17 protein-coding genes are annotated in these 25341 nt (G+C 74.2%); 11 read left to right on the top strand and 6 right to left on the bottom strand.

The window, feature by feature from the left end; genetic code table 11:
* Window positions 1-18: 18 nt before the first annotated feature.
* The 5 genes from ACN268_RS12815 (at window position 19) to ACN268_RS12795 (ending at window position 6213) form a co-directional block, all read left to right on the top strand.
* A complete protein-coding gene (locus ACN268_RS12815; RefSeq protein ID WP_421483406.1) occupies window positions 19-2643 on the top strand; it encodes an FtsK/SpoIIIE domain-containing protein in 2625 nt (874 codons plus the stop codon).
* The gene (locus ACN268_RS12810; RefSeq protein WP_421483405.1) at window positions 2644-3354 is read left to right on the top strand and encodes a hypothetical protein; all 711 of its coding nucleotides are present in this window, start codon (window positions 2644-2646) and stop codon (window positions 3352-3354) included.
* Window positions 3355-3620: 266 nt separating this feature from the next.
* Window positions 3621-5009, top strand: a complete 1389-nt coding sequence (locus ACN268_RS12805; protein WP_421483404.1) for a TolB family protein — start codon at window positions 3621-3623, stop codon at window positions 5007-5009.
* Window positions 5010-5298: 289 nt separating this feature from the next.
* Entirely contained in the window at window positions 5299-5727 is a 429-nt protein-coding gene (locus tag ACN268_RS12800) for a hypothetical protein (RefSeq protein WP_421486873.1), read from the top strand.
* 150 nt (window positions 5728-5877) lie between these two features.
* Window positions 5878-6213 (top strand): DUF6204 family protein, encoded by a 336-nt coding sequence (locus ACN268_RS12795; protein WP_421483403.1) that lies wholly within the window; start codon window positions 5878-5880, stop codon window positions 6211-6213.
* Between the two features lie 228 nt (window positions 6214-6441).
* Here the strand turns inward: ACN268_RS12795 and ACN268_RS12790 are convergent, their stop codons facing one another.
* Entirely contained in the window at window positions 6442-8955 is a 2514-nt protein-coding gene (locus tag ACN268_RS12790) for a hypothetical protein (RefSeq protein ID WP_421483402.1), read from the bottom strand.
* A gap of 178 nt (window positions 8956-9133) precedes the next feature.
* Between ACN268_RS12790 and ACN268_RS12785 the strand changes: the two genes are divergently transcribed.
* The gene (locus ACN268_RS12785) at window positions 9134-10630 is read left to right on the top strand and encodes a DUF3237 family protein (protein ID WP_421483401.1); all 1497 of its coding nucleotides are present in this window, start codon (window positions 9134-9136) and stop codon (window positions 10628-10630) included.
* Window positions 10631-10721: 91 nt separating this feature from the next.
* On the opposite strand, the gene ACN268_RS12780 is transcribed toward ACN268_RS12785, so the two are convergent.
* Complete coding sequence (locus tag ACN268_RS12780) at window positions 10722-11672, bottom strand: FAD-dependent oxidoreductase (RefSeq protein WP_421483400.1); 951 nt, start codon at window positions 11670-11672, stop codon at window positions 10722-10724.
* Window positions 11673-12069: 397 nt separating this feature from the next.
* On the opposite strand from ACN268_RS12780, the gene ACN268_RS12775 reads away from it, so the two are divergent.
* Together ACN268_RS12775 and ACN268_RS12770 are read left to right on the top strand one after the other, a co-directional pair.
* The gene (locus ACN268_RS12775; protein WP_421483399.1) at window positions 12070-14481 is read left to right on the top strand and encodes a M48 family metalloprotease; all 2412 of its coding nucleotides are present in this window, start codon (window positions 12070-12072) and stop codon (window positions 14479-14481) included.
* 17 nt (window positions 14482-14498) lie between these two features.
* On the top strand, window positions 14499-14918 hold the full coding sequence (locus tag ACN268_RS12770; RefSeq protein ID WP_421483398.1) for an effector-associated constant component EACC1: 420 nt from the start codon (window positions 14499-14501) through the stop codon (window positions 14916-14918).
* Between the two features lie 428 nt (window positions 14919-15346).
* Here the strand turns inward: ACN268_RS12770 and ACN268_RS12765 are convergent, their stop codons facing one another.
* Together ACN268_RS12765 and ACN268_RS12760 are read right to left on the bottom strand one after the other, a co-directional pair.
* Complete coding sequence (locus ACN268_RS12765; RefSeq protein ID WP_421483397.1) at window positions 15347-16213, bottom strand: aldo/keto reductase; 867 nt, start codon at window positions 16211-16213, stop codon at window positions 15347-15349.
* Window positions 16214-16328: 115 nt separating this feature from the next.
* On the bottom strand, window positions 16329-18455 hold the full coding sequence (locus ACN268_RS12760) for a PP2C family protein-serine/threonine phosphatase (RefSeq protein WP_421483396.1): 2127 nt from the start codon (window positions 18453-18455) through the stop codon (window positions 16329-16331).
* 269 nt (window positions 18456-18724) lie between these two features.
* Between ACN268_RS12760 and ACN268_RS12755 the strand changes: the two genes are divergently transcribed.
* The 3 genes from ACN268_RS12755 (at window position 18725) to ACN268_RS12745 (ending at window position 21894) form a co-directional block, all read left to right on the top strand.
* On the top strand, window positions 18725-19090 hold the full coding sequence (locus ACN268_RS12755) for a YciI family protein (RefSeq protein ID WP_088643099.1): 366 nt from the start codon (window positions 18725-18727) through the stop codon (window positions 19088-19090).
* A gap of 260 nt (window positions 19091-19350) precedes the next feature.
* Window positions 19351-20799, top strand: coding sequence for a pyruvate kinase (gene pyk / locus ACN268_RS12750; RefSeq protein ID WP_421483394.1), 1449 nt, complete (start codon window positions 19351-19353; stop codon window positions 20797-20799).
* A gap of 210 nt (window positions 20800-21009) precedes the next feature.
* Window positions 21010-21894, top strand: coding sequence for an acyl-CoA thioesterase (locus ACN268_RS12745; protein WP_421483392.1), 885 nt, complete (start codon window positions 21010-21012; stop codon window positions 21892-21894).
* 50 nt (window positions 21895-21944) lie between these two features.
* On the opposite strand, the gene ACN268_RS12740 is transcribed toward ACN268_RS12745, so the two are convergent.
* Together ACN268_RS12740 and ACN268_RS12735 are read right to left on the bottom strand one after the other, a co-directional pair.
* Entirely contained in the window at window positions 21945-23711 is a 1767-nt protein-coding gene (locus ACN268_RS12740; protein ID WP_421483391.1) for a substrate-binding and vWA domain-containing protein, read from the bottom strand.
* Window positions 23712-23738: 27 nt separating this feature from the next.
* Window positions 23739-25178 (bottom strand): serine/threonine-protein kinase, encoded by a 1440-nt coding sequence (locus tag ACN268_RS12735; RefSeq protein WP_421483390.1) that lies wholly within the window; start codon window positions 25176-25178, stop codon window positions 23739-23741.
* Between the last annotated feature and the right edge of the window lie 163 nt (window positions 25179-25341).

The following is a 25341-nucleotide window of genomic DNA, read 5'->3' as shown; positions in this document are numbered from 1 at the left end:
GTGGGTGGGGAGCAGTGGGTGGGCAGGCTCGCATCGGCGTACGGGCAGGCGGTCGCCGCGCACCGGCAGGCCCGGCAGCGGTGGACGGTGGCCCGTGCCCTGCTGGACCGGCTGGCCGGGCAGCCCGTCCCGGAGCGCACCGCCGATGTGGTGGCCCGGCTGGCCCGGCTGGCCGACGCGCTGGCCGCCCCGCTGCCCGGCAGCACCGACCGGGCCGACCCGACCGTCGCCGCCGGCCCGCCCTCCGGCGGGGTGCCCGGTGGTCCGCCGCCGGGGCACGTCGTCGTATCGCCGGGCGGTCCGGCCCGTGGTCTCCGCGCGACGCCCTCCGACGACGGGCCGGCGGCGGTGCGTATCGGCGAGGCGTCCACGGCGGACGGCCGGTTTCCGCTGCTGCTGCCGCTGGGCGCCGGCCGGCACCTGGCGGTCGACGGCGACGCCCGCGATCCCCGGGTGGCGGTGCTGCTGCGGGTGCTGGTGCTGCGGCTGCTCACCACGGCCGCCCCGGGCAGCGTCCGGGTGGTCGGCATCGACCCGGCCGCCTGGGGGGCCACCTTCATCCCGCTGCGTCCGCTGCGCGACGCCGGGGTGCTCGGCGGCGTCGCCACCACCGAGGTCGAGATCGGCGCGCTGCTGGACGCCGCCGAGGCGCACGCCCGCGCGGGGGAGGCCGAACTGCTGCTGGTGGTGGCCGCGTCCGCGCCCGGCCCGCGCGAGCTGGCCCGGCTCGCCGCGCTCACCCACGCCGGGCCGTCCGCCGGGGTGTGCGTGCTGTTCGCCGGGCGCGCGGTGACCACGCCCGGCCAGGCCCCACCCACGCTGGGCGGCACCACCGAGGTACGTCTCGACGAACGGTACGCCCGGGTCGGCGACCCGCCGGGGTACCCGTTCAGCGCCGACGGCACCGGCCTGCCCGTGCCGGTGCTGCTCGACGGTGACCCGCCCGCCGCGGCCGTCCAGGCGCTGGCCGACCGGCTGGGCGCCCAGGTACGCCGGGACACCGCCCTGCACCTGGCCGACCTGCTGCCCGAGCGACGCTGGACCGGCTCCGCCCGGGGCGGCCTGACGACGGTGGTCGGCCGCTGCGGGCGTACCCCGGTCAGTCTGGCCTTCGACGACGCGACGCCGCACTGGCTGGTCGGTGGCCGCACCGGCGCGGGCAAGACGGTCTTCCTGCTCGACGTGCTGTACGGCCTGGCGGCCCGCTACTCCCCGGCCGAGCTGCACCTGTGGCTGCTCGACTTCAAGGAGGGGGTGAGCTTCACCGAGTTCGTCCCCACCGACCGGGACCCGTCGTTCCTGCCGCACGCGCGGGCCGTCGGCGTCGAGTCCGACCGGGAGTACGGCCTGGCCGTGCTCCGCGAACTGCGCCGGGAGCTGGGCCGGCGGGCCGGGCTGTTCAAGCGGCACGGGGTGAGCAAACTCGCCGACCTGCCGGACACCGAACCGGTGCCCCGCACGGTCGCCGTGATCGACGAGTTCCACGTGCTGTTCGCCGGCAACGACCGGCTGGCCCGGGAGTCCGTCGACCTGCTGGAGGAGCTGGCCCGCAAGGGCCGCTCGTACGGTGTGCACCTGGTGCTGGCCAGCCAGAGCACCAGCGGCGTGGAAGCCCTGTACGGCCGGGCCGAGTCGCTGTTCGGGCAGTTCGCGTTGCGGGTGGCGTTGCCCGGCGGTGAGGCGGTGCTCGGCCCCCGGGCGACCGTCACCGGCCCGACCCGGATCGGCACGGCGCTGGTCAACACCGCCGCCGGGGCGGCCGGCGCGGACACCCTGCTGCGGTTCCCCGACGCGCACGCCGACGCCCGCCAGCTCGCCCGGCTGCGCTACGAGCTGTGGGACGCCCGCCCCGACGACACCGGCCCGCCCGAGGTCTTCCGGGGGTACGCCACCGCCCACCTGGAGGACGAGCCGTCCCCTGCCGCCACCCGCCGCCCGGCGGTGCTGGTGGGCCGGACTGTCGACGTGGCCGGCAGCACCGCCCGGTTCGACCTCGACGCCTCCCCGGGCCGGCACCTGGCCGTGGTGGGCACCTCGACCACCGGCGCGCACGTGCTGCGGGCCGCCGCGCTGAGCCTGGCCGGGCAGCACCGGCCCGGGGAGGCCGAATTCGTGCTGGCCGTGCTGGTGGCCGCCGCCGACGAGGCGGCCGACGACACGGCCGCCGGGCTGAAGGCAGCCGGGCACCCGGTGACCCAGGTCGACGCGGCCGGGCTGCGCGCCCGCATCGCCGGACTGGCCGCCGACCCCGGGGAGCGTGCCCGGACGTACCTGGTGGTCTTCGGGGTGGACGCGGCCCACGCGGTGCTCGCCGCCGCCGACCCCGACACCTACCGCACGGGCCACGACGACCTGCGGGCGCTGCTGCGGGCGGGGCCGGGGCACGGGGTGCACCTGCTCGGCTGGTGGCGGGGCCTGCGCCGGCTCGCCGACGACCTCGGCGGCAGCCAGAACCGCGACGACGTGGCCTGCCTGGTGGCGCTGAACGTGCCCGCCGACGACCTCGGGCTGCACCTCGGGGTGACCGACCTGGTGTGGACCCCCCGCCCCAACCGGGCCCTGCTCGTCGACCGGCACGTCCCGCGCACCGCGCTGATCGTGCCGTTCGTCCGCCCCGGACACCACCCCGACGAGGAGCACTGAGTGGCCCGCTACGACGAGTACGCGGCGGCCGTCCGGCAGCTCTCCGCCCGGATCAGGGAGGGGGAGCGCGGCGCCGTCGCCGAGGCGGAACGCCGCCGTACCCTGCACGCCGGGGTGACCCGGCTCGGTCAGCGGCTGGCCGCCCAGGAACAGCGCCTCGCCCAGCTTGCCGCAGCCGCCGGTCTCCCTGCCGTGGCCGACCCGGCTTCCGGGCCGCCCGCCGTTGCGGAGCTGGCTCCCGGGCCGGGGCCCGCCCCCGGGTCGGACACGGGTCCCGGCGGGCCCGGGATGGACGGCGACCCGGCGGTGGTGCTGGCGGAGACCGGGCGGCTGGTCGACGAGGTCGACCGGCTGGGCCAGCAGGCCGAGGCACTGGCCCAGCGGCCCGCTCTGCTGCCCACCTGGTCGCCGACCGCCCGCGCGGTCGCCGTCTACGCCGGCTGCGCCGCCGTCGGGGCGTTGGTCATGCTGGTGCTGGTGGTCGCCAACGGCATCGGCGTGGTCGACGGGGTCACCCTGGGCGCGCTGACCTGCGCCGGGCTGCCGCTGATCTCCTTCGTGGCCGGTTGGCTGGTCCTCGGCCGGTGGGGGCGGCCGGCCCTGGCGACCACCGACCCGCCCCGCTACGCCCCGCTCGGCTTCTTCATCTGCGCCCTGGCGGTGCCGCTCGCGTACTGCGTCACCCTGGTGGTGTTCCGCCTCGTCCGCTGACCGTGATCGACCCACATGATCGATCCGTTCGCTTGATCGACTCATGTGGGTCGATAATGCGGGGTCCGGCCCGTTCCAATGCCGCTACGTCGGCCCACATGATGCGGACGCGGGGTGGCCGCGTCGGGAGCGGAGCCGGGCGCACCCGGCCACGGGCAGGCCGAACGGGTGCACCCGGCGGCTGTTCCGACGACGTCCGTCGGCCATCCGATGTCGGGTGGCCGACACCGGCGAACGATTGTGGCGCGGCCGGGGACCAACCAGGCATGACAATCTTGTTGCGGGCATCCGCCGCGCGCCGCGGGACCGTGCCGCTGTGCCTCCACCGCCCGATCGCCGCCGCCGGTCTGGCCCTGCTCGCCGGCCTCGCCGGCCCCGCAGCCGCCTCCGCCGCCGTCCCCGCGCCCGCCACCTCCTCCGTCGGCATCGGCCCCGCCGCCGCAACGCCGGCCACCACCCGGATCAGCGTGGACAGCACCGGCGGCCAGGCTGTCGGCTCCAACAGCGAGCCCTTCGGGGTGAGCGCGGACGGCCGGTACGTCGCCTTCACCTCCTACGCGGACAACCTGGTGCCCGACGACACCAACAACAACGCGGACGTGTTCGTCCGCGACCGCCGGACCGGCACCACGAGCCTGGTCAGCCGGTCGACCACGGGAACTCCCGGCAACAGTGCCAGCCTGGGCCAGTCGCTGAGCCCGGACGGCCGGTACGTCGCCTTCGCCTCCGACGCGGACAACCTGGTGCCCGGCGACACCAACGGGGTGTACGACGGCTTCGTCCACGACCGCCGGACCGGCACCACCACCCGGGTCACCCTGACCGACGGCGACACCCAGGCCAACGCCCACAGCTACGCACCGGCGATCAGCGCCGACGGGCGGTTCGTGGCGTTCGCCTCCCAGGCGACCAACCTCGTGCCGGGTGACCCCAGCGGTCTGACCGACATCTTCCTGCGGGACCGGCAGGCGGGCACGACCGTCCAGGTCAGCGGCGAGAACGCCGACGCGCCGTCGGAAGGGCCGGTGATCAGCGCGGACGGCAGGTTCGTGGCGTTCGTCACCGATGCGGCGCTGGTCCCGAACGACATCAGCGGCACGTACGACGTGTATGTCCGTGATGTGCGCACCGGCAGCCTCCAGCGGGTCAACGTGTCCACCACCGGTGACTACGTGGAGGGAATCACCGTCGCACCGACGCTGAGCGCGGACGGCCGGTTCGTCGCGTTCAACACCGATGCGGCCCTGGCCCCCGACGACACCAACTGGGTGAACGACGTGTACGTCCGCGACCTGCGCGCCGGCACCACCGTCTGGGTCAGCTCGGCGGCCGACGGCGGCCCGGCCACCGGTGGCGGCAGCTTCGGCCCGGCGTTGAGCGCCGACGGCCGGTACGTCGTCTTCGGCTCCGATGCCACCGACCTGGTGGCGCGCGACACCAACGGCGTGCCCGACGTGTTCCGGCGGGACCTGCGCGCCGGCACGACGGTCCGGGTCAGCCTGTCGGCCGGCGGCAGGCAGGCCAACAACCACAGTTACCAGGGGGTGGTCACCCCGGACGGCCGCCAGGTCGCCTTCGCCTCGGGGGCCACCAACCTGGTCCCCGGCGACACCAACGGCGTGATCGACGTGTTCCTGCGCCGGTTGGCCGGCTGACCCGGTCCGACACCGCGCCAGCGGCCCCGACCACCCGGGGGCCGCTGGCGCTGCGGACGCGCTGTCGTCGTCCGACGCCTTCGCCGCACCCTCTATCGTGGACGGCGGTGAGAAGCCTACTCAGGCTCCGGGGACACGAGCCGCTTGACGTCAGGACGTACGTTCCGACGATGATCTATCCGCCTGGCGACGCCTCGACGGCGGTGTCCGGCCCGAGGGGTGCCAGGCAGAGCGACGCGTCCTGAGCGGCGTACCGACCGGACAGGGTGGAGGAGATGCTGTGACGGGGATGACCGGGCCGGGTGGGCGCGACGGTGGCGAGCTGGACGGGTTCCACGTCGGGTGGGTGCCGGCCGCGGCGGGCGACCTGGTGTCGGACTTCGCGTCCGAGTGGGAGGACGTCACCTTCGCCAGCCGGGTCTGGGAACGTGCGGTCGAGGACGGTTACCAGGTCGACCTGCGGGTGCACGTGCTACGCGGGGACCGGCTGGCCGACCTGGCGGCGCTGCGCGACTACCTGGCCGAATACCACGAACGCGATCCCGCCGACTGGCCGCTGACCGGGTTCGACCACGCTCAGGGGAGTGGCCTCGTCGGCGGCGGTGAGGCGTTCTGGCTGGTGGGACCGGGTCTGGCGGTCGACGTACTGGTGGATGTGGAGCGGTTCGGCGCGGACGCCGCACGTGCCGTCGCCGAATCGGTCGTCACTGCCGGCTGAAGGGCGAGCGTGGCGCTGGCCCTCCGGGTACGGTCACCAACGCACCCTGGCGGCCGGCCGGTGCGCGGTAGCCGTCACCTGCCGTCTTCCCGGTACCAGCTCGCCGCTCTTCCGAAGTCGTCGTGCTCAGCAGGAGCCGGAGGTTCCACCATGACCGAAAAGACCTATCAGGTCATCGTGCGCGGCAAGTTCGCGCCGCTAGGGGACGTGCAGCGTGCCGCGCTGCTCGCCAGGGCGGATGAGCATGAGGTGTTCGGAGCGAAGTTCACCGAAGAGGGCACGGTGACCTACGAGCGGTCCCTGCTCGCGTTCACCTTCCGCTGCCTGATCCCGGCCACCGAAGACGACGGGGAAGCGGTCGTGATCGGTCGGGCGGAAGCGATGGCCGCAGCCGCCGTCGCCGAACTCGGTGCCGACCACCGTGACCTCCGGTCGGTGGCGACCGACCTCGACGACATCAAGATCCGCCGCCGGGCACGCCCGTAAGGGGCGCTTCCGTCACCGCCAATCGTTGGTCGTGGCGCTGGTCCGAAAGCCGCCCTTATTGGGGAGAGTTGTTGTCGTCTTGGGCGCAACAGATCTCCACAAACATTGCCTGCTTGTCGGTGTGGGGACACGGCTCCTCGAAAGGAACTCGAAACCGTCCGTGCGCCCAAGGGCGCACGGTGCCGGTAACGGTAGCTGCCACGTCTGACGACTCCAGCTAACGGCGTTTCAGGACGGCTCTGGATCCCTGGAGCTGGAGCCATCGTGGTCGGCGCCAGCAATGCGGCTCAGGTCGTCCAGGGTCTGTCTGGCTACTTGACGGCGTTCCTCGAATACCGCTGGTTCCGCCGTAGCAAGCTCGTCGAAGTACTGAACGCCCTCGGCGGTCAAGGCGATGACCAGCTCATCCACGCGGCCGAACAGGAGCGCAATGAACCCAACGTTCCGTAGGGCCAGGGCGAGGTTGGGGAGGTAGGCGTCGCGGTTGGTGCTGGCGAGCTGTCGGTAGAGGTTGACGGCCTCGTGGCTGGTGGTGAGGGCTTCGGTGTGTTGTCCTGCTTCCGCGAGGATGACCGCGTGGTTGATGAGTGACGCGGCGAGGTCGGGGAGGTGGGTGTCGCGGTTGGTGGTGGTGAGTTCGCGTCGGAGGTTGACGGCTTCGTGGCTGGTGGTGAGGGCTTCGGTGTGTCGTCCGGCCTGGGCGAGTCGGACCGCGTGGTTGTTGAGCGACATGGCGAGGTCGGGGAGGTGGGTGTCGCGGTTGGTGGTGGTGAGTTCGCGTCGGAGGTTGACGGCTTCGTGGCTGGTGGTGAGGGCTTCGGTGTGTCGTCCGGCCTGGGCGAGTCGGACCGCGTGGTTGTTGAGCGACATGGCGAGGTCGGGGAGGTGGGTGTCGCGGTTGGTGGTGGTGAGTTCGCGTCGGAGGTTGACGGCTTCGTGGCTGGTGGTGAGGGCTTCGGTGTGTCGTCCGGCCTGGGCGAGTCGGACCGCGTGGTTGTTGAGCGATGAGGCGAGGCTGGGGAGGTGGGTGTCGCGGTTGGTGGTGGTGAGTTCGCGTCGGAGGTTGACGACTTCGTCGCTGGTGATGAGAGCTTCGATTCGTCGCCCGACTTCGGTCAGCCGTATCGCGTGCCAGTCCATCCAGTACGCCTGTATCTCGGGCGGGGTGTCCGGGGTGAGAGCGGCGACGATGCGGCTCGTCAGCGCCACCGCCAGCCGCCCCAACTCCATCGACGGGTACGGCACGAGTTCAGCGGTCCGCCCCGCCCACCCCACATCGATGTCCGCGTCCGCCAGCAGCCGCACCGCGCCTGGCGTGAACACCCCGGGGAACTGCACCCCGACCGAAAGCACCGCTTCGACCATCCGGGGCACGTCCACCCCCAACGCCACCTCGATCAGCGCCGCCGCGTCGCCCTGGTGCGTCCTCGCCCGCCCGAGCACGGTCAGCGCCCGTACCGCCTGCGCCACCGTCAGGCCGGTGAACACCCGCGCGCGGTCGGCGGCCGGGTAGTCCCGCAGCACCCGCACCGCCAGCGTCTCCGCCAGCAGGTCGGGCTGCACCACGCCGAGCCCGGTGCCGTCGGCGGCCGGATACAGGTCGGCCAGCCACGCCGCGTACCGGTCCACCCGCTCCGGCTCGGCGGCCACCAGCGCGGGGACCCGCCGGACCAGGCCGGCGACCTCGTCCGGGCCGTCCGCGCCGAGCAGCGCCGCCACCCCGACGACCTGCCGCAGGAGTGCGTCCGACGCCGGGTCGTCGGCGGCCAGCAGGCTCGCCCGTCGGGCCGCGAACCGCCAGTAGCGGGCCTCGTGCCCGAGCACCTCGGTCAGCACGTCGTACCGGCCGTGCCGGGGTTTCCCGTCCAGGGCGGTCAGCAGCGCCTCGGCGTGCAGGCGCAGCACCGGCGTGTCCGCCGGGCGCTCCCGGGCCTCGACCGCCGGCAGCGGTCGCCCCAGGTGGGCGGCGAAGTCCCGCGCCGCGAGGGCGACGATCTCGTCGGGTTCGCTCTCCTCGATCCGGGCCGGCAGCACCACCACCTGCGACCGGCCGGTCACCGCGTCGAGCAGTTGCGCCTGCTGCGGGTACGCCGCCGACAGCGTCTCCCACCACAGCCCGGCACCCCGGGCGATGAGCAGCACCCGCACCCGTACCCCGGTGGCCCGCTGCGCCGCGCAGACCAGCGCCGCCACGCCGGCCCGGTCCCGCGTCTCGGCGTAGTCGACCACCACGAGCAACCGCGACGGTACGCCGCCCGAGGCGATCAGGGCGGCCGTCTGCTCCTCGGCCCCGGCGTGGATCCACTCGCACCGCCAACCAGGCAGCCGGCCGGCGAACTCCCGGGCCAACCGGGTCTTGCCCACCCCGCCCGCGCCGGTCAGCAGCCGTACCGCCACCGCGTCGGGGTCGGTCGCCCAGGACTCCAACTGGCGCAGCACCCAGCCGCGACCGAGGAAGTCGACCACCTCCCGGCCCGGGTGCAGCAGCCAGGCCACCGACGCCGGCAGCTCGGCCGACGTCACCACGCGCAGCGCATCCTCGCCGCGCCGCCGGGCCTCCCGCCTCGCCGCGAGCCGGTCGGCCACCGTCGGCCCGAAGCCCCCGACCACCCCGGCGGCGGCAGCGGAGACGACCGTCCAGCCGGTCTTGTCGTCGGCGACGGCCGCCCACGCGCCGAATCCGGCGACCACGCCCGGGATGCCCACCCACCACGCATGCCGACGCCAGGCACCCCGGTCCATGCGCGACACCCTACCGAGGGTCACCAACAGGACACGAAACGATCTTCACGGGCGTCGGGGTCGGTCCGCCGTCCGGTCGATACCGAGAATCGAGAAGCATCGATTGACAGAAGTTTGTCCGATCGAGACACTCGATGAAACATAACCGTGCGTGCAAGGGCCGCTCCGGGAGGACCAGATGAGGCTCGTACACCGGCGGCCCCTGCTCGCGGGAGCGCTCGCCGCCACCACCCTGGTCGGCGTCGTCGGCGTCGCCACCGCGGCCTCCGCCGCCACCGGCTGCCGGGTGACCTACACCGTCACCAGCCAGTGGAGCGGCGGCTTCGGGGCCAACGTCGCGGTCACCAACCTCGGCGACCCGATCAACGGCTGGCAGCTCACCTGGTCGTTCACCGCCGGTCAGCAGGTCACCCAGTACTGGAACGGCACCGCCAGCCAGAACGGCGGCCGGGTCACCGTCGGCAACACCACCTGGAACGCCGCACTCGGCACCGGGGCGAGCACGTCGTTCGGCTTCAACGGCTCGTGGAACAACGCCAGCAACCCGGCACCTACCGACTTCGCGCTCAACGGCACCCCCTGCACCGGCAGCACCACCCCCACGACGCCGACCACGCCCACCCCGGGCACCCCGCCCCCCACCACGCCACCGCCCACCCCGACCACCCCACCGCCGACCACCCCGGCACCGACCACCCCACCGCCACCCACCCCGAGCACCACCCCGAGCGGCGCGGAGGCGACCATCGTGCCCGACCCGTCCTGGACCTGCGGCCGGTCCGCCGGCCTCGTGCCCCCGACCCGTGGCCGGCTGGTGTTCCGGGCCACCGCCCAGCTCGGCGCGATCCGCGACGTCGGCGTCACCCAGTACGGCCACCGCCGCATCCTCGACATCCGGGGCGGCACGGTCACCGGCGACCGGATCAACGGCACCATCCTCAGCGGCGGCCTCGACCTCGAACTCACCCTCGGCACCGGCGCGACCGAGCTGGAACAGGTCGCCATCCTGCGCACCGGCGACGGCACCCCGATCTACCTGCGCACCTGCGGGGTCGCGCCGGCCGGTGACTCCACCGTGCGGATCGTTCCCGACTTCGAGGCCCCGAACTCCAGCGCGTACGCCTGGTTGAACACCGGCACCTACGTTGGCACCCGGACCGTCGACACCGCGACGAACACCCTGAACCTGGCCGTGTACGACGTCTCCGGGGTGTCCCCGGCCGACCCGCGCGTGCAGCTACGGGACCCGGCCGGGACGGCCAACCAGTCGTGGGACTGCCTGACCGGCAGCGGCACCCGGGGCGCGGCGGTGTTCACCGAGACCGTCACGCTCGGGGCCAGCGTCTCGGTCGGGGCCAGCAAGCGCGGCACCCGCAACATCATCCCCATCACCGGCGGCACCATGACCGGCCGGGTGACCGGGACCGTTCTGCCCGGCGGAGCGGACTACCAGCTCATCGGCGCGACCAGCACGCTCGACGCCCGGTACGTGCTGTCCACCAACGACCGGGAGCTGATCCTGGTCCGCAACTGCGGGGCGTTCGGCCGGCTGGTGCCGACGTTCGAGGCCCGCGCCGCCGGCCCGTACGCCTTCCTCAACGCCAACACCTGGCTCAGTTCCGACCCGGGTTCCGCCCCGGGCGGCGTGAGCATCACCTTCTACGAACGCCGATAGCGTGGGGGAGGGGGCCCGCCCTCCACCCCGGCACCCGGCCCCGCCCCACGGTCCCGATGGGTCGGGGTCGGGGCGCGTCCGGCCCGGCCGGTCAGCCGTCGAGCGCCAGCCCGGCCACCTCGTCGGCGCAGCCCCAGGACAGCGTCACCCCGGCGCCCCCGTGGCCGTAGGCGTGCACCAGCCGCTGCCCCGGCGCCGGCCCGGCCTGCGCCGCCACCCGGGGCCCGCCGTGCCGGGCCGGCCGCAGCCCGACCCGCACCCCGAGCACGGGGGCGTCGGCCAACTCCGGCACCAGCGCCACGCACCGGGCCCGGACCGCCGTCGCGGTGGCCGGGTCGGGGCCGGTGTCCCACCGGTCCGGTTCGGCGGTGCCGCCGAGCACCACGTCGTGCCGGCGCGGGTGCACGTAGGTGATGCCGGCCGGGTTCTCCTCGTCGCGTACCGAGGTGGTCAGGCCCGGGTTCGCGACCAGCACCAACCGGCCGCGTACCGGGTGCACCGCCGGGTCGTCGGCGAGCCGCCCGGCGGCCAGTCCGGTGGCGTTGACCACCGTCGGGGCCAGCGCGAAGCCGTCGTCGAGCCGCGCGAGCCGGCCGGTCACGACCCGGCCGCCGGCCGCCGTGAACCGGTCGGCCAGCCAGTCCAGGTACGGCGACATCTCCACCGTCGGCGCGGTGAACCGCAACTCGGTGGCGTACGGCCCGGAGCCGGGGTGGGCGACCAGGTCACCGGCCGCCGCCGCCCACCACGGCGGTCCGGTCCACGGGCGGCGCAGCAGCATCCGGGTCGGCCGGGCCACCACCCCGGGCACCCCGGCGTCGGCCTGCCGGCCCAGTTCCGTGTACGTCCCGGCGGCCCAGCGCAGCACCCGGGGGTCGGCGTCGGTGTGGCTGGGGTACCAGACGGCGGCGGCGACCGCCGACACCGTGTCGCCGGGCGGGTCGGCGGTCAGCAGGGTCACCCGCGCGCCGCGCTCGCGCAGCCGTACCGCCGCCGTCAGCCCGATGATCCCGCCCCCGACCACCAGCACGTCCGTGTCCATCGTCGACCTCCCCGCCGGTGCCGCCCGCCGGTACGGGTGGCCGGACCCGGATCGTCTCCCCGACCGGCCCGACGGGTCCACGACGGGAAATGGCACCGGAGCCGTTGACGGACAGATATCCGACAGTTATTCGGAAAGCCGATCTCCGATGGGAAACGGGATCGCGGACGGTACTCGTCATCGGTAATGTCCAGCGGCGTCGAATTCCGCCACCTGCGGAGTCGACCGACAGCATTGGTGTCATTCGTCGCCGGTGGCGACCGGTCAGGCGGTCCTGTCGATCTGCCGACCCGTTCGGCCCGCGGGCCGTCGGGTCCGCCGACCGACAGGTCCGCCGGTGGCCCGGTCCGCCGGGCCCGCGCCACGGCCGGCGACATCCGTAGTCGAGGAGCCCCCCGTGCCCGACCTGGACCCCCAGCCGCAGCCCGATCCCCGCGCGGCCCAGCCCGGCCCCACCATCGACCGGCAATCCGACCCGCCGGCCGGCACACCCCTGCGACCTGCGGGCGGATCGGCGTCGCCTGGCGGACCGGCGTCGCCTGGCGGATCGGCGTCGCCCGGCGGACCGGCGTCGCCTGGCGGACCGGCGTCGCCCGGCGGCGACCCGCCGGCCGGGGCGACGGCGTCGTTCGGGGCGACGGCGTCGGTCGGTGCCGCGCAGGCGCAGGAGTCCCCGGCCGCCGGGGACCGGTTCGCCCACCGCCCGCCCGGCTACCCGAGCGCCCTGGTCTGGCTGCGCGCCGGCATCGTGCGGGACTGGCGGGGCGTGCTCGGCGCCTTCCTCGCCACCTGGTTCTACGTGCCGTTGGCGCTGGTCGCGGCGGTCTGGGGTGGCCTCGCCCTCGGCCTGTACGGGCTGGTCGCCGGAGGCACCCAGTCCGACGAGACGGTGCCCGCGCTGCTGCGGGACGCCCCGCTGGTCGGGCCGCTGCTGGAGGCGTTCGTGGCGCGTTCCGGCGGGGTGGTCGGCGGGTTCGCCGGGTTCGCGCTCGGCGCGCTTGTCGGTTTCCTGGCCGTGCTGGTGCTGCCCTGGCGCAACGCCGTCGACGAACCGGCGAACCTGTTCACCGGCCTGGCCGGGATGGTGATCGCCGCCGGCCTGGTCGGGGTGCTCTACACCGTCGGGCGGGTGCTGCTGGAACCGTGGCTGCTGGGTGTCTCGGGGGCACGGCAGCTCAGCCGGCGGGAGGCCGAACGGCTGCGTCCGCTACTGAGCGACTGCGCGGCCCGGCTCGGCCTGCCCGGGGAACCCCGGCTGCTGATCGAGGACGATCCGGTGCTCGCCAACGCCCGCGCGTACGCCCGGCACGTCGTGGTGAGCACCGCGGTGCTCGACTGCACCGACGAGGAGATCGCCGCGCTGCTCAGCCACGAACTGGTGCACTGGCGCACCGGCGACGAGGTGACCAGCGCGTTCATCAGGGGTGTCGGCCTGCCGCTGGTGCTGGTGCACGCCCTGCCGGCCTGGCTGATGCGCCGGTTCCCGCACCCGGCCACCGACTTCGTGGTGTTTCTGTTCTTCTGGCCGGTGCTGCTCACCATGCGGTACGTGGTCCTGCCCTGCCACCGCCGGGACGTCCGGGCCGCCGAGTACCGGGCCGACGCGGGCGCGGTGCTCGCCGGACACCGGGAGGGGATGCGGTCCATGCTGGAGCGGCGACGCTCCTTCGAGACCGGGCGCAGCGGCTGGGACGAGGCGGTCTGCGCCACCCACCCCCCGTCCGAGCTGCGGCTGGACCGGCTGGACCGGCCCGTCCCCGACCCGGTGACCGACCGCGCGGCCACCGCACGCGGCCTCGACGAGCTGTTCGGCGGTACGACGACGACGGCGGTCGGTTCCCGGCGCGCCCTGCTGGTCGTCGGCGCGCTGGTGCTGGTGAGCTGCCTGGGCGGTGGGCTGACCACGGCCCAGTGGGCGTTCTTCCGCCCCCAGGCGGCCGTCGGCGACTACTTCGGGGCCCTGGCCGACCACGACGGCCCGGAGGCGCTCGACCAGCTCACCCCCGACGTGCGGGCGGCGCTGGGCGACAGCGGGCAGCTCGCCCGGATGGTGGCGGCGAAGGACTACCGCCCGCCCACCGACGTGTCCGTGACGGGGGTGGAACGCGACGGCGACGAGGCGGTCGCCACGGTCGCCTACACCCTCGCCGGGCAGAAGCTGACCGCTGAGCTGCCGTTGCGCCGCGACGACTCCGCCGTGCTCGGGCTGTTCCACCGCTGGCACATCGACGCCGCCCCGGCGACCCTGACCCTGCCCGGCGGCCCGGCCCCGCTGACCGTCAACGGGGTACCCGCACCGACCGGCGCGGAGGAGGCGGGGGTGGCGGTGCCGCTGCTGCCGGGGGCGTACACGGTGGCGGGGGAGAGCACCGCGCTCAGCGAGACGGCACCCCGGGTGGTCTACGTCGTACCCGGGCAGCAGAGCGTGAGCGGCGCGGAGCTGACGCCCACCCTGCGTCCCGAGGCGCAGGCGGCGGCGGAACAGAGCGTACGGTCCTATCTGGACGGCTGCGCGGCGCAGGCGGTGGCCACCCCGCAGGGGTGCCCGTTCCGCTACTACACCGGCGGCTCGCCGGTGAAGAAGATCGCCTGGAAGATCACCCGGTACCCGACCATCGAACTGACCCTGACCGGCCCGGCCACCGCCCGGGTCTCCACCTCGTACGAGGCGCAGGGCTCGGCGCAGGCCACCGGCAGCACCGTCGGCTACTTCGGGACCACGCCGTTCACCGAGAACGAGACGTTCGGGGTCAGCGGCGTGCTGTCGGTGGTCGACGGCAAGCTGACCTTCCAACCCGGTGACGACTGATCCGCCGGCCGGACCGCATGACTGAGAGGCAGACCGAGATGACCGTGCCCCGCTCCACCGCACCGGCCCGGCTGGTGCTGGCCCCCCGTGCCGCCGGCCCGCAGCGTACGACGCTGCTGGCGTGGCTGCACCGCGACCCGCGCTACCGGGCCCTGGTCCGCGACGCCGGGCCGGGGGGCGGGGCCGGTGGCCGGGCCGGATTCAGCGACGCGGTGATCATCGCGGTGGTCGCCCAGGGGCTGCTGCCCGGTCTGTTCAACCTGGTGCAGAGCTGGGTGGACCAGCAGCGGACCGAGGTGAGCATCCGGCTGCAGGTCGGCGACTCCGAGGTGGAGATCCAGGTCAACGGCCGCACCGACCCGGCGAAGCTGTTCGACGAGGCCCAGCGGGCGCTGCGCCCGACCGACCCCGGCAACGAGATCACCCCCGGCGGCTGACCCGCCGCCACCCGCCCCCGGGCCCACCCGCCCCCCGGGCCCTGGCCCCGCGCCCGCCGTGCGGCGTTCGGTCCGTCGGGGTTCAACGACGGGGGCGATGTAGCGCTATCCGTAGCTTGGGATGCCGCTACATCGCTCCCGTCGTGGGTCGGGCGCTGCGCGGAGACCCTTATGCCTGTCCGTCATAAATATGACGGACAGGCATAAGGGGTGTTCGACCTGTTGCCGTCAGGCACGACACGCCGGGGCGGCCGACGATGCCATGATCGCCGACGGGCCACCACGGCGACCCCCGTCCGGGTCAGGTCCTCGTCGACCGAGGCATGCTGGCCGGAGGCCGTGACCCCCCGACGGGCGGCCACGATGACGATGACCCGGTATGCGTGGTGGCGCGGGCGACGCCGTGATCTCCGGCGGGGGCGGGGCGGTCAGGCGGCCTTGGCCAGGGCGTCGTACTCCTCGTCGGTGAGCTGCACCTCGGCGGCGGCGACGTTCTCCTCCAGGTGACCGACCGAGGACGTGCCCGGGATGGGCAGCATGACCGGCGAGCGGCGCAGCAGCCAGGCGAGCGCCAGCTGGGCGGGGGTCGCGTCGTGCCCGGTGGAGATGGCGTCCAGCGGGCCGCCCGGCTTGGCCAGGTTGCCGGTGGCGATCGGGAACCACGGGATGAACGCCAGGTCGTTGCGCTCGCAGTGGTCCAGGACGTCCTCGGCGCTGCGGTCGGCCAGGTTGTAGAGGTTCTGCACCGACACGATCGGGGTGATCTTCTGGGCCGCCTCGATCTGCGCGACGGTCACCTCGGACAGCCCGATGTGCCGGATCTTGCCCTCCTGCTTGAGCAGGGCCAGCTCGCCGAGCTGATCTTCCAACGGCACCTTCGCGTCGATCCGGTGCAGCTGGTAGAGGCCGATCGACTCCAGGCCCAGGTGCCGCAGGCTCAGCTCGCACTGCTGGCGCAGGTATTCCGGCCGCCCCACCGGCCGCCAGTCACCCGGCCCGGAGCGGGTCAGGCCGGCCTTCGTCGCGATGACCAGGTCGTCGGCGTACGGGTGCAGCGCCTCCCTGATCAGCAGCTCCGAGACGAACGGCCCGTACGAGTCGGCGGTGTCGATGAACGTGACGCCCAGCTCGTACGCCCGGCGCAGCACCCGCACCGCCTCGGCCGGGTCCTTCGGGTCGCCCCACACCCCCGGCCCGGTGATCTGCATGGCCCCGTAACCGAGCCGGTCGACCTGCAGGTCGCCGCCGATCCGGTAGGTGCCTGACGCCTTCGCGGGCTGACTGCTGGACCCCATGTGCCGTACCCCGATCCTGTGGTTGTCGTCGGTGGCAAATCTAGCCACCCACCCCGACGGCTTTCCCGAAGATCGCGGTCGGCAACACCCCCGGACCGAATGTGGGCGTCGACACTCAGCCGGCGTGCCGGATGATCACCAGCGCCTGGTCGTCGTCGGAGCCGGAGAGCTTGGTCAGCAGGGTGTCCGCGATGACCTCCACGGGCTGGTCCCGCACCGGCACGAGCACCTCGTGCAGGGCCGTCACCCCGGCGTCGTACGCCTGGTCACGCCGCTCCACCAGCCCGTCGGTGTACGCCACCAGCAGGTCACCCCGGCCGAACGCCACGGTCGTCACCGGCACCGGGTCACGGACCAGCCCGAGCGGCAGCGAGTGCCCCGTCCAGACCGTCTCCGGCGGCCGGCCCGGCCGCAGCAGCACCGGATGCGGATGCCCCACCCTGGCGACCTGCGCCTGCCCGGCCACCGGGTCGACCACCATCGCCAGGCAGGTGCCGAGGAACCCGACCCCGAGCAGCCCGGTCAACCGGGGGAACACCTCGGCCAGCGGCACCCCGGAGCGGATCAGCGTGTTCACCACCGTCCGCAGCTGCGCCATGTCGGCCGCCGCCTCGACCTGGTGGCCCACCACGTCCCCGACGACCACCGCCAGCCGGCCGTCGTCCAGGTCGACCAGGTCGTACCAGTCGCCGCCCAGGTGCAGGCCGCTCATCGCCGGTTGGTAGCGGGTCGCCAGCTCCAGGCCGGGTGGCCCGATCGTCGCCGAGGTGCGCAGCCGGCCCGCCAGCCGGGTCACCAGGTTGTGTTCGGCGGCGGCCAGCCGGACCCGCTCCAGGGTCTGCTCGCACAGGTCGGCGACGGTGTCCAGCAGGGCCAGGTCGTCGTCGTGCAGCGCCCTTTCCCGGGGCCAGCCGAAACCCAACGCCGCGATGGGCCGCCGGGAGGCGTCCAGCAGCGGGAGCACGACCGTGGTCACCATCCCGTACTCGCCGGCCGGGTCCGGCAGGCCGGGATGCCGGGCGGCGAATTCGGCCCGGTTGCGCAGGATGATCCGTTCCCCGGTGCGCAGCGCGTGGGCGATCGGCCGGGGGTCGTCGATGGTCAGGTCGTCGAAGGTGGCGACCAGCCCGCTGGGCAGCTCCGCGTGCCACAGCCGGACCCGCCGGCCCTCGTCGCGCATCGCCAGGCCGGGCAGCGCCGCGCCGAGCGCCATCGGGGCGGCGTCCAGGATCACGTCGATCGCCTCACCGGTGGACCGGGTGACGCTGAGCCGGGCGGCGAACTCCGCCATCGCCCGCGCCGACGCGGTCAGCTCGGCCCGCCGCAACGCCTGGCTGCACAGCCCCGCCACGGCGTCGAGCAGGATGCGGCGGGCCTGCTCGTCGGCGGCCGGCCCGGCCCAGTGCACCTCCAGCGCACCGAGCACCGCGCCGGCACCGTCGCGCAGCGGCAGGCAGAGCCCGTCCGGCAGCGGCACGGTGGTCTCCTCGCGTACCGCGCGGGCCAGCGGCTCGTCGTCGGTGACCCGCAGTACGCCGGTGCCGGCGTCGTCGGTCACCGTCAGCTCCCAGGTGCCCGCCGTGGCCGCCGCGACCCGGACCCGGTCCGCGCCGACCAGACCGGGGGTGACCGCGCCGACCACCTCCATCACCGCCGCCCGGCTGCCGGCGGCGCTGAGTGCCCCGGCGAGCCGGGCCAACCCCTCGGCCTGCCGCAACGCCCGCCGCCGGTCCCCGTCGGCGGCGGCGACCGGACCGCCGGGCGCGGCGAAGTCGGCGGTGCCGCCGGGCGCGGCGGTGACGGTGGTGAGGACGCCCTGCGGATGGCCGGCGGCGTCGACCACCGGGCCCGACGAGAAGACCGGCCCGGCTCCGTCGTCGCCGTGCCGGCTGGTGACCCGGGCGGCGGTGAGCACCCCGGTCAGCGCGGGCACCGCGTCGGGCCAGACCGCCGAGGCGGGCCGGCCCAGCGCCCGGGTGCCGGCCGGGCCCAGCAGGGCCAGGTAGTCGTCGTTGGCGAGCAGCAGCAGCTCCGGCCCCCACCACAGCGCGGCCGGCGTCGGGCTGTGCAGGCAGAGGACCAGGGCCGTACGCAGGCTGGGCGGCCAGTCCGCCAGCGGGCCGAGCGGGGTGCCGGCCCAGTCGTGGTCGACGATCCACCGGCCGGCCGGGCCGGTGTGGGAGAGCAGTTCGCGCCAGCGGGAGTCGTCCGGCGGCCGGGGGGCGTCGGACGAGCGAGCCATGTCGGGACCTCCGCTCCGCGGATCGAGCGCCTTCCCCATCAGTCGGACCGTACCAGCGTCGGCTGGCGGGCACGTCTGCCGATCTGTCGGCGTGGGCCGACCGAAAGGCGGGCCACGCCGTCCGCCGCACCCGGTGTCCGCCCCGGGGACGGCCCCGTCCGGCCCGGAGTTGTCCCGACCGGCGATCAGGGGCGTCCCCACCGTGGGACGCTGGCCGGGTCCGGGGACACCACCGGCGCGGTGTGGCGCCGACGCGGGGAAGGGGCGCGATGACGGGTACGCCGCAGCTGGACTTCGCACTCGACACGTACGAGTGCATCGTGCTCTACCCGGGTCCGGCCGGTCGGGTGCTGCCGAAGGAGACCGTGCAGCGCCTCCAGGCCGAGCACACCGCGCACATGCGGGCCCTGCAACGGCGGGGTCTGGTGCTGGTGGCCGGCTCGATCGACGGCCCGGCCCGGGAGCCCGCCCCGCCGATCGGCATCGGCCTGGCCCGTACCGGTTCGGTCGAGGACGTACGCAGCGTGATGGAGGCGGACCCGGCGGTGCAGGCCGGCCTCTACATGGTCGACGTGCTGACGTTCCTCTGCCCGGCGGGCTCGCTGGAGTTTCCGCTGGTCAAGACCGACAGCTGAGCGCCGGGTCGACGGGCGTGGCGCGGCGGTGACCGACGGTGGCGGCGTCGGCGCACGGGAGCACGGGAGCGCGCGGACGGCGATTGCCCTCGGGCGGTACGATTCCCGGCGCGCGGTCGCCGATGCCCGCCGCTTTCCGACGTGCCTCCGGCGTGGCCCGCGTCCCGCCGGCCACGCGCCCACCCCGCGCGTCGTCGGACCCTGTTCCTCAGTCCGCAAGGGGTCGGCCCGTAGGCCGACCCGGAGGAGAGACTAGCCTGATGGGCGTGAACCGCCGCGCGAAGATCGTCTGCACTCTTGGCCCCGCCACCTCGTCCCCGGAGCGGCTCCGGGGCCTCATCGAGGCGGGCATGAACGTGGCCAGGCTGAACTTCAGCCACGGTAGTCACGCCGACCACGAGTCGGTGTACCGGATGGTCCGCGAAGCAGCCGAGGCGGTCGGCGTGCCGGTCGCCATCCTGGCCGACCTCCAGGGCCCGAAGATCCGGCTCGGCAAGTTCGCCGACGGGCCGCACGAGTGGCGCACCGGCGACTCGGTGGTGATCACCAGTGACGACATCCTCGGCACCCGGGACCGGGTCTCCTGCACCTACCGCAAGCTGCCCCAGGAGGTGAAGCCGGGCGACCGGCTGCTGATCGACGACGGCCGGGTCGCCGTCGAGGTCAGCGACGTCACCGGTAACGACATCCGGTGCCTGGTCACCGAGGGTGGCCCGGTCTCCAACAACAAGGGCGTCTCGCTGCCGAACGTGGCGGTCAGCGTCCCGGCGATGTCGGACAAGGACGCCGAGGACCTGCGCTTCGCCCTCGGCCTGGGTGTCGACCTGATCGCGCTCTCCTTCGTCCGCACGGCGGAGGACATCAAGCTCGTCCACGGCATCATGGACGAGGAGGGTGTGCGCCGTCCGGTGCTGGCCAAGGTCGAGAAGCCGGAGGCGGTCGACCACCTGGAGGCGATCGTGCTCGCCTTCGACGGCGTCATGGTGGCCCGGGGTGACCTCGGCGTCGAGATGCCGCTGGACCAGGTGCCACTGGTGCAGAAGCGGGCCGTGCAGCTGTGCCGGGAGAACGCCAAGCCGGTCATCGTGGCCACCCAGATGCTCGACTCCATGATCGAGAACTCCCGCCCCACCCGCGCCGAGGCCTCCGACGTGGCCAACGCGGTGCTCGACGGCGCGGACGCGGTGATGCTCTCCGGCGAGACCAGCGTCGGCAAGTACCCGGTGCTCACCGTCAGCACCATGGCCAAGATCATCACCACCACCGAGGCCGGTTCGATCGGGGTGCCCCGGCTCCAGCACGACCCGCGTACCCACGGCGGCGCGCTGACCGTGGCCGCGTCCTCGATCGCCCGCGCCATCGGGGCGAAGGCGCTGGTCGCCTTCTCGCAGACCGGTGACACCGTCAAGCGGCTCAGCCGGCTGCACTGCGACCTGCCGCTGCTGGCGTTCACCCCGGTCCCCGAGGTGCGCAGCCAGCTCGCGCTGTGCTGGGGCGTGGAGACCTTCCTGATGCCGTTCGTGCAGCACACCGACGACATGTTCCGCCAGGTCGACCAGGCGTTGCTGGGTCTCAACCAGGCCACCCCCGGCGACTACGTGGTGATCGTCGCGGGCAGCCCGCCCGGCACCCCCGGCTCCACCAACACCCTGCGCGTGCACCAGCTCGGCTCCCTGGTCGACGCCGCCTCCGCCCGGGCGCTCCAGTGAGCCGGTCGGCGCAGCGAACAGAGGCCGCCCGGTGAGCGCGAGGAGCGCGCCGGGGTTGCGCGCCCCGCAGTCGCGAGCAGCGGCAGTTCCGGTGAGCGCGAGGAGTGCGCCGGGGTTGCGCGCCCCGCAGTCGCGAGCAGCGGCAGTTCCGGTGAGCGCGAGGAGCGCGCCGGGTTTGCGCGCCCCGCAGTCGCGAACAGAGCAAGCTCGGTGAACGGGCGTCCGGCGGCGACCGGCCAGGCCGCGGTCGACCAGCTCCTCGAGGTCCTCGACCTCGACCACACCGGCGCGACGTCCTTCCGTGGGGTCAGCCCCTCGGTCGGCCCGCAGCGGGTGTTCGGGGGGCAGGTCGCCGGTCAGGCCCTGGTCGCCGCCGGGCGCACGGTCGACCCGGAGCGGTTCGTGCACTCGCTGCACGGCTACTTCGTCCGGCCCGGCGATCCGGCCGAACCGATCGACTACCAGGTGGAGAACGTCCGCGACGGACGCTCCTTCTCGGTCCGGCGCTCGGTGGCGTTGCAGCACGACAAGCCGATCTTCTTCATGTCGGCGTCCTTCCAGCGGCAGGAACAGGCCCTGGAACACCAGGCGCCGACCCCGCCGGACGTGCCCGGTCCGGACGACGTCCCGACGATGTCCGACCGGCTGGCCCGCTATCCGGAGCGGCTGGGCATCTGGGGGCAGATCCCCCGCCCGATCGACGTCCGCTACGTCGGCGAGCCCGGCTGGGTACGCCCCGGCGACCGGCCCGCCGACCCGCACCAACGGGTCTGGATGCGCATCGACGGCAAGCTGCCCGACGATCCGCTGCTGCACGCCTGCGCGCTGACGTACGCCTCGGACCTGACCCTGCTGGATTCGGTCCTGTCGGTGCACGGCGAGGTCTGGGGGCCGGGTGGTCTGGTCGGGGCGAGCCTGGACCACGCCCTGTGGTTCCACAGGGCGTTCCGGGCCGACGAGTGGTTCCTCTACGACTGCTGGAGCCCGTCGGCCTCCGGCGCGCGGGGCCTGGCCACCGGCCGGATGTTCACCCTCGACGGCCGGCACATCGCCAGCGCCGTCCAGGAGGGTCTGCTGCGCCGCGTCGGCGACTGAACGCACCCGCCACCGGGCCGTGGCGGCGGGTGCACACCAGCCGGGCCGGCTCAGAAGCTGCTGACCACCTTCACCAACGCCTCGTCGATGGTGGTCGGGTTCTTGGCGTCGAACGCCTTGCCGGCCGACGCCTTGGCGATCCGGTCCAGCGCGGCCAGGTCGGAGTCCTGGTCGAAGGCCACGCAGAAGACCTTCACCGGCTTGTTCGGGTCCAGCGCGATGTCCCGCAGCAGCCGGTCGAGGTCGCTGTCCTTCTGGTACTCGTTCTTGCCGTCGGTGAGCACCACCACCGCGTTGATCCGGTTCGGGTCGTACCTGTCGAGCAGGGTGCGGTGCGCCGCGCGGACGGTGGCGTACAGGGCGGTGTTGCCGCCGATGCGCAGCCCGGCGAGCTTCCGGTTGAACGCGTCCCGGTTCAGCGGGGCGAGCCGTACCTCCTCGCTGTACGGCCGCTTCGGCCGTTGCGGGGTCTCGCTGGAGAACGACCAGAGGGCCACCTGGTCGGCGGCGTTGAGCAGCCCGATCGCCTTACTGGCGGCGTCGGTGGCCACCTGGAACCGGGTCCGGTCGCCGACGCTTGCCTTCATCGAGCCGGAGGTGTCCACGGCGAGCAGGATGTTGGCCTTCTTGCGCAGGGTGTCCCAGCTGCCGAGGATCGCGCCGACCACCTCCGGGGTGGGCGGGTCGAAGTAGGTGAGCCGGTCGCCACCCGGCCCGGCGACCGTGGCCAGCAGCGTCTCGGCGGGGCGGCGTTCGTCGTCGCGGAAGCCGAGGGCGGCGAAGCTGCGTTGTTGCGGGCCGTCGCGGAGGAAGGTCAGGAAGTCCTCGGCGGCCTCGCGTTGCGCCGGGTCGGCCGACGGCAGCACCACGTACGGGTGGTCGAGGTTGAAGGTGCCCTCCTTGGGGTGCACCGCCACCAGCGGCACCCGGGGCTTGTCGCCGGTGGGGCTGAGCTGGCCCTGGTTGTAGAGGTAGACCAGCTCCTCCTGCAGGACGATCGCGCTCATGTCGGTCGCCGGGGCGTCCCCGGTGGCGACGGCGTCGGCCTCGGCGAGACCGCGCAGCAGGTCCACCGAGTCGTCGCTGTAGTGCGAGACGTTGGCCTCGATCCGCCTGACGAACTGGGTCACCGCCGGCTGGGCGAGGTCCTCGCTGGTCAGGTCGCTGGCCCGGTTGACCGCCGCGTAGTAGGTGGCGATGGTGGCGGCCAGACCGGAGGTGGACAGGTGCGGGTTGTCCTTGCCGAAGGTGAACCGGCCCCACTCGGGCTTGCCGAACGCCGCCCAGCCGGTGCCGCCGGAGAGGCCGAGCACGTCGGCCCAGCCGAGCGGGCCGCGCTGCTGCACCAGTTCGCCCCGGTCCTTGGGCATCGCGATGACCAGCGGGCTGTTGGCGATCGACGGGTACTGCCCGGGGGTCTGCGCGGGCCGGCCCGCAGCCTTGTCGAGCAGGCGGAGCTGCCCGGTCCACAGCGACGAGGTGGGCAGCCACACCTGCGGTTCGGCGACCTTCGGCTGGGTGAGCGCCCACCCGCCGGCCAGCGCCTCCATCGCCTCGCCCGAGTTGAGGCCGTGCACGGTCACCTGCGCGCACCGCCCGCCGAAGCGCCGGTCGGCGGCGTTGTACCGGTCGGCGAGCTGGGCGACCAGCGTGCTCTTCTCGGTGGAGGAGCTGACCTCCAGCGGTACGCAGTCGGCCCGGTCCGTGCCGGGCGTCGGCCGGACGTACAGGTACGCCCCGGCGATCACCGCGAGCCCCGCGACGACGGCCACCGCGTGCGGCAGCCACGGTCGGGCGGGACGCTGACCGGCGGCCATCGGCTCCTCCAGGGGTCGTTCGGTGGGTCAGGCGTCGGTGCGGGGTGCCGGCACGGGCCGGGTGCCGGGCCGCTCGACCGAGCCGTCCGGCGGGCCGGATCGGGTCAGCGCGGCGGCGACGAGCAGACGGACACCGTAGACCACGGCGAGGGCGAGCAGACCGACGGCGGCGGCGGTGCCCACGTCGGTGCTGGCGACGTACCCGGTGGCGAAGCCGGCCGCGCCGAGGAGGAACGCGAGGGACATCCCCCACGGGTCGGCCCACTGTCGACGCAGCCGCCGGCCGAAGCCGTCCGGGGTCGCTGTCGCGGTGGCCGGCCGGCCCGTGGCGGCGGGCGGGGTGGGGGCCGGGGCGGACCAGGCCGTCGCCGGTGGGGCGGTCGGCGGCGCGGGGTGGGCGGTCGACGTGGTGGGCCACGGCGTCGGCACCGGGTCGCCGGTCACCTGCGGGGCGGTCGGGGTGCCCGGCGGGGCCGGCGCCACCCCCGCGGTCGGCCAGGGGTCCACCGCCGCCGCCGTCGTCGGCCACGGGTCGGCCGCCGCGACGACCGGTGCGGCGGGCGGGGTGGCGGCCACGGTACGCGGGACGTGCCGGGTGGCCGCGGCGTCGGTGCCGGCCCGCAGCACGGTCTGCAACGGCACCTCGCCGCTCGGGTGGGCGTCGCGTCCGAGCAGCCGCAGCAGCACCTCCTGGGCGGTGGGCCGGACCCGGTGGTCCTTGTCCAGGCACTGCCCGATCAGGGTGGCCAGCGGACCGGTGAGCCCGGTCAGGTCCGGCGGCTCGTGCAGGACCCGGTGCATCACCGCGACGACCGGACCGGTGCCGAACGGCGGCTGACCACAGGCAGCGAAGGCGATCGTCCCGGCCCAGGCGAACACGTCGCTGGCCGGGCCGACCTCGTCGTCGCGGAACCGTTCCGGGGCCATGTAGGTGGCGGTGCCCATGATCCGGCTGGTCATCGTCTCGGTGACGTCCAGCGCCCGGGCGATGCCGAAGTCGATCACCCGGGGGCCGTCCGCCGCGAGGATCACGTTGTCCGGCTTGAGGTCGCAGTGCACCACGTCGGACTGGTGGATCGCGGCGAGCGCGGTGGCGGTGCCGACGGCCAGCCGGTGCAGCGCGTTGCCGGTGACCGGCCCCTGCTCGCGGACGTGCCGTTGCAGGGTGACGCCCTCGATGAACTCGCTGACCACGTAGGGCAGGTCACCGTCCACGTCGGCGAAGAGGATCTGCGCGGTGCAGAACGGCGCGACCCGGCGGGCGGCGGCGATCTCCTTGACGAACTGGGCCTTCGCCCGGGGATGCTGGTGCAGGTCCACGTTGATGACTTTGACCGCGACCCACCTGCCCTGCTCGTCGCGGCCCAGGTAGACCACACCCTGACCGCCCGCGCCGAGCCGACCGATCAGCTCGTACGGCCCGGCCTGGCGCGGGTCCCGCGGGTTCAGCGGCGTCACGTCCGGCATCGCTGTCGCTGCCCCTATCGGCCTGTGCTCCGGTGCGCTGGTGTCCGCCACCGGCGACCCTGCCGGCGACACGGGTATGGTGCCATGCCCACGCCACCGGGACAGCCCACCCTGGCCGTTCGGTGGAGGGCGGCGCTCCGGCCGGCGGGGCCGGCGACTAACC

The sequence above is a fragment of the Micromonospora sp. WMMD735 genome (assembly GCF_049178995.1).
Taxonomy (GTDB): Bacteria; Actinomycetota; Actinomycetes; order Mycobacteriales; family Micromonosporaceae; genus Micromonospora; species Micromonospora wenchangensis.
The sequence above is the reverse complement of the archived record's forward strand: the minus strand, read 5'-3'. Positions and strand labels throughout refer to the sequence as shown.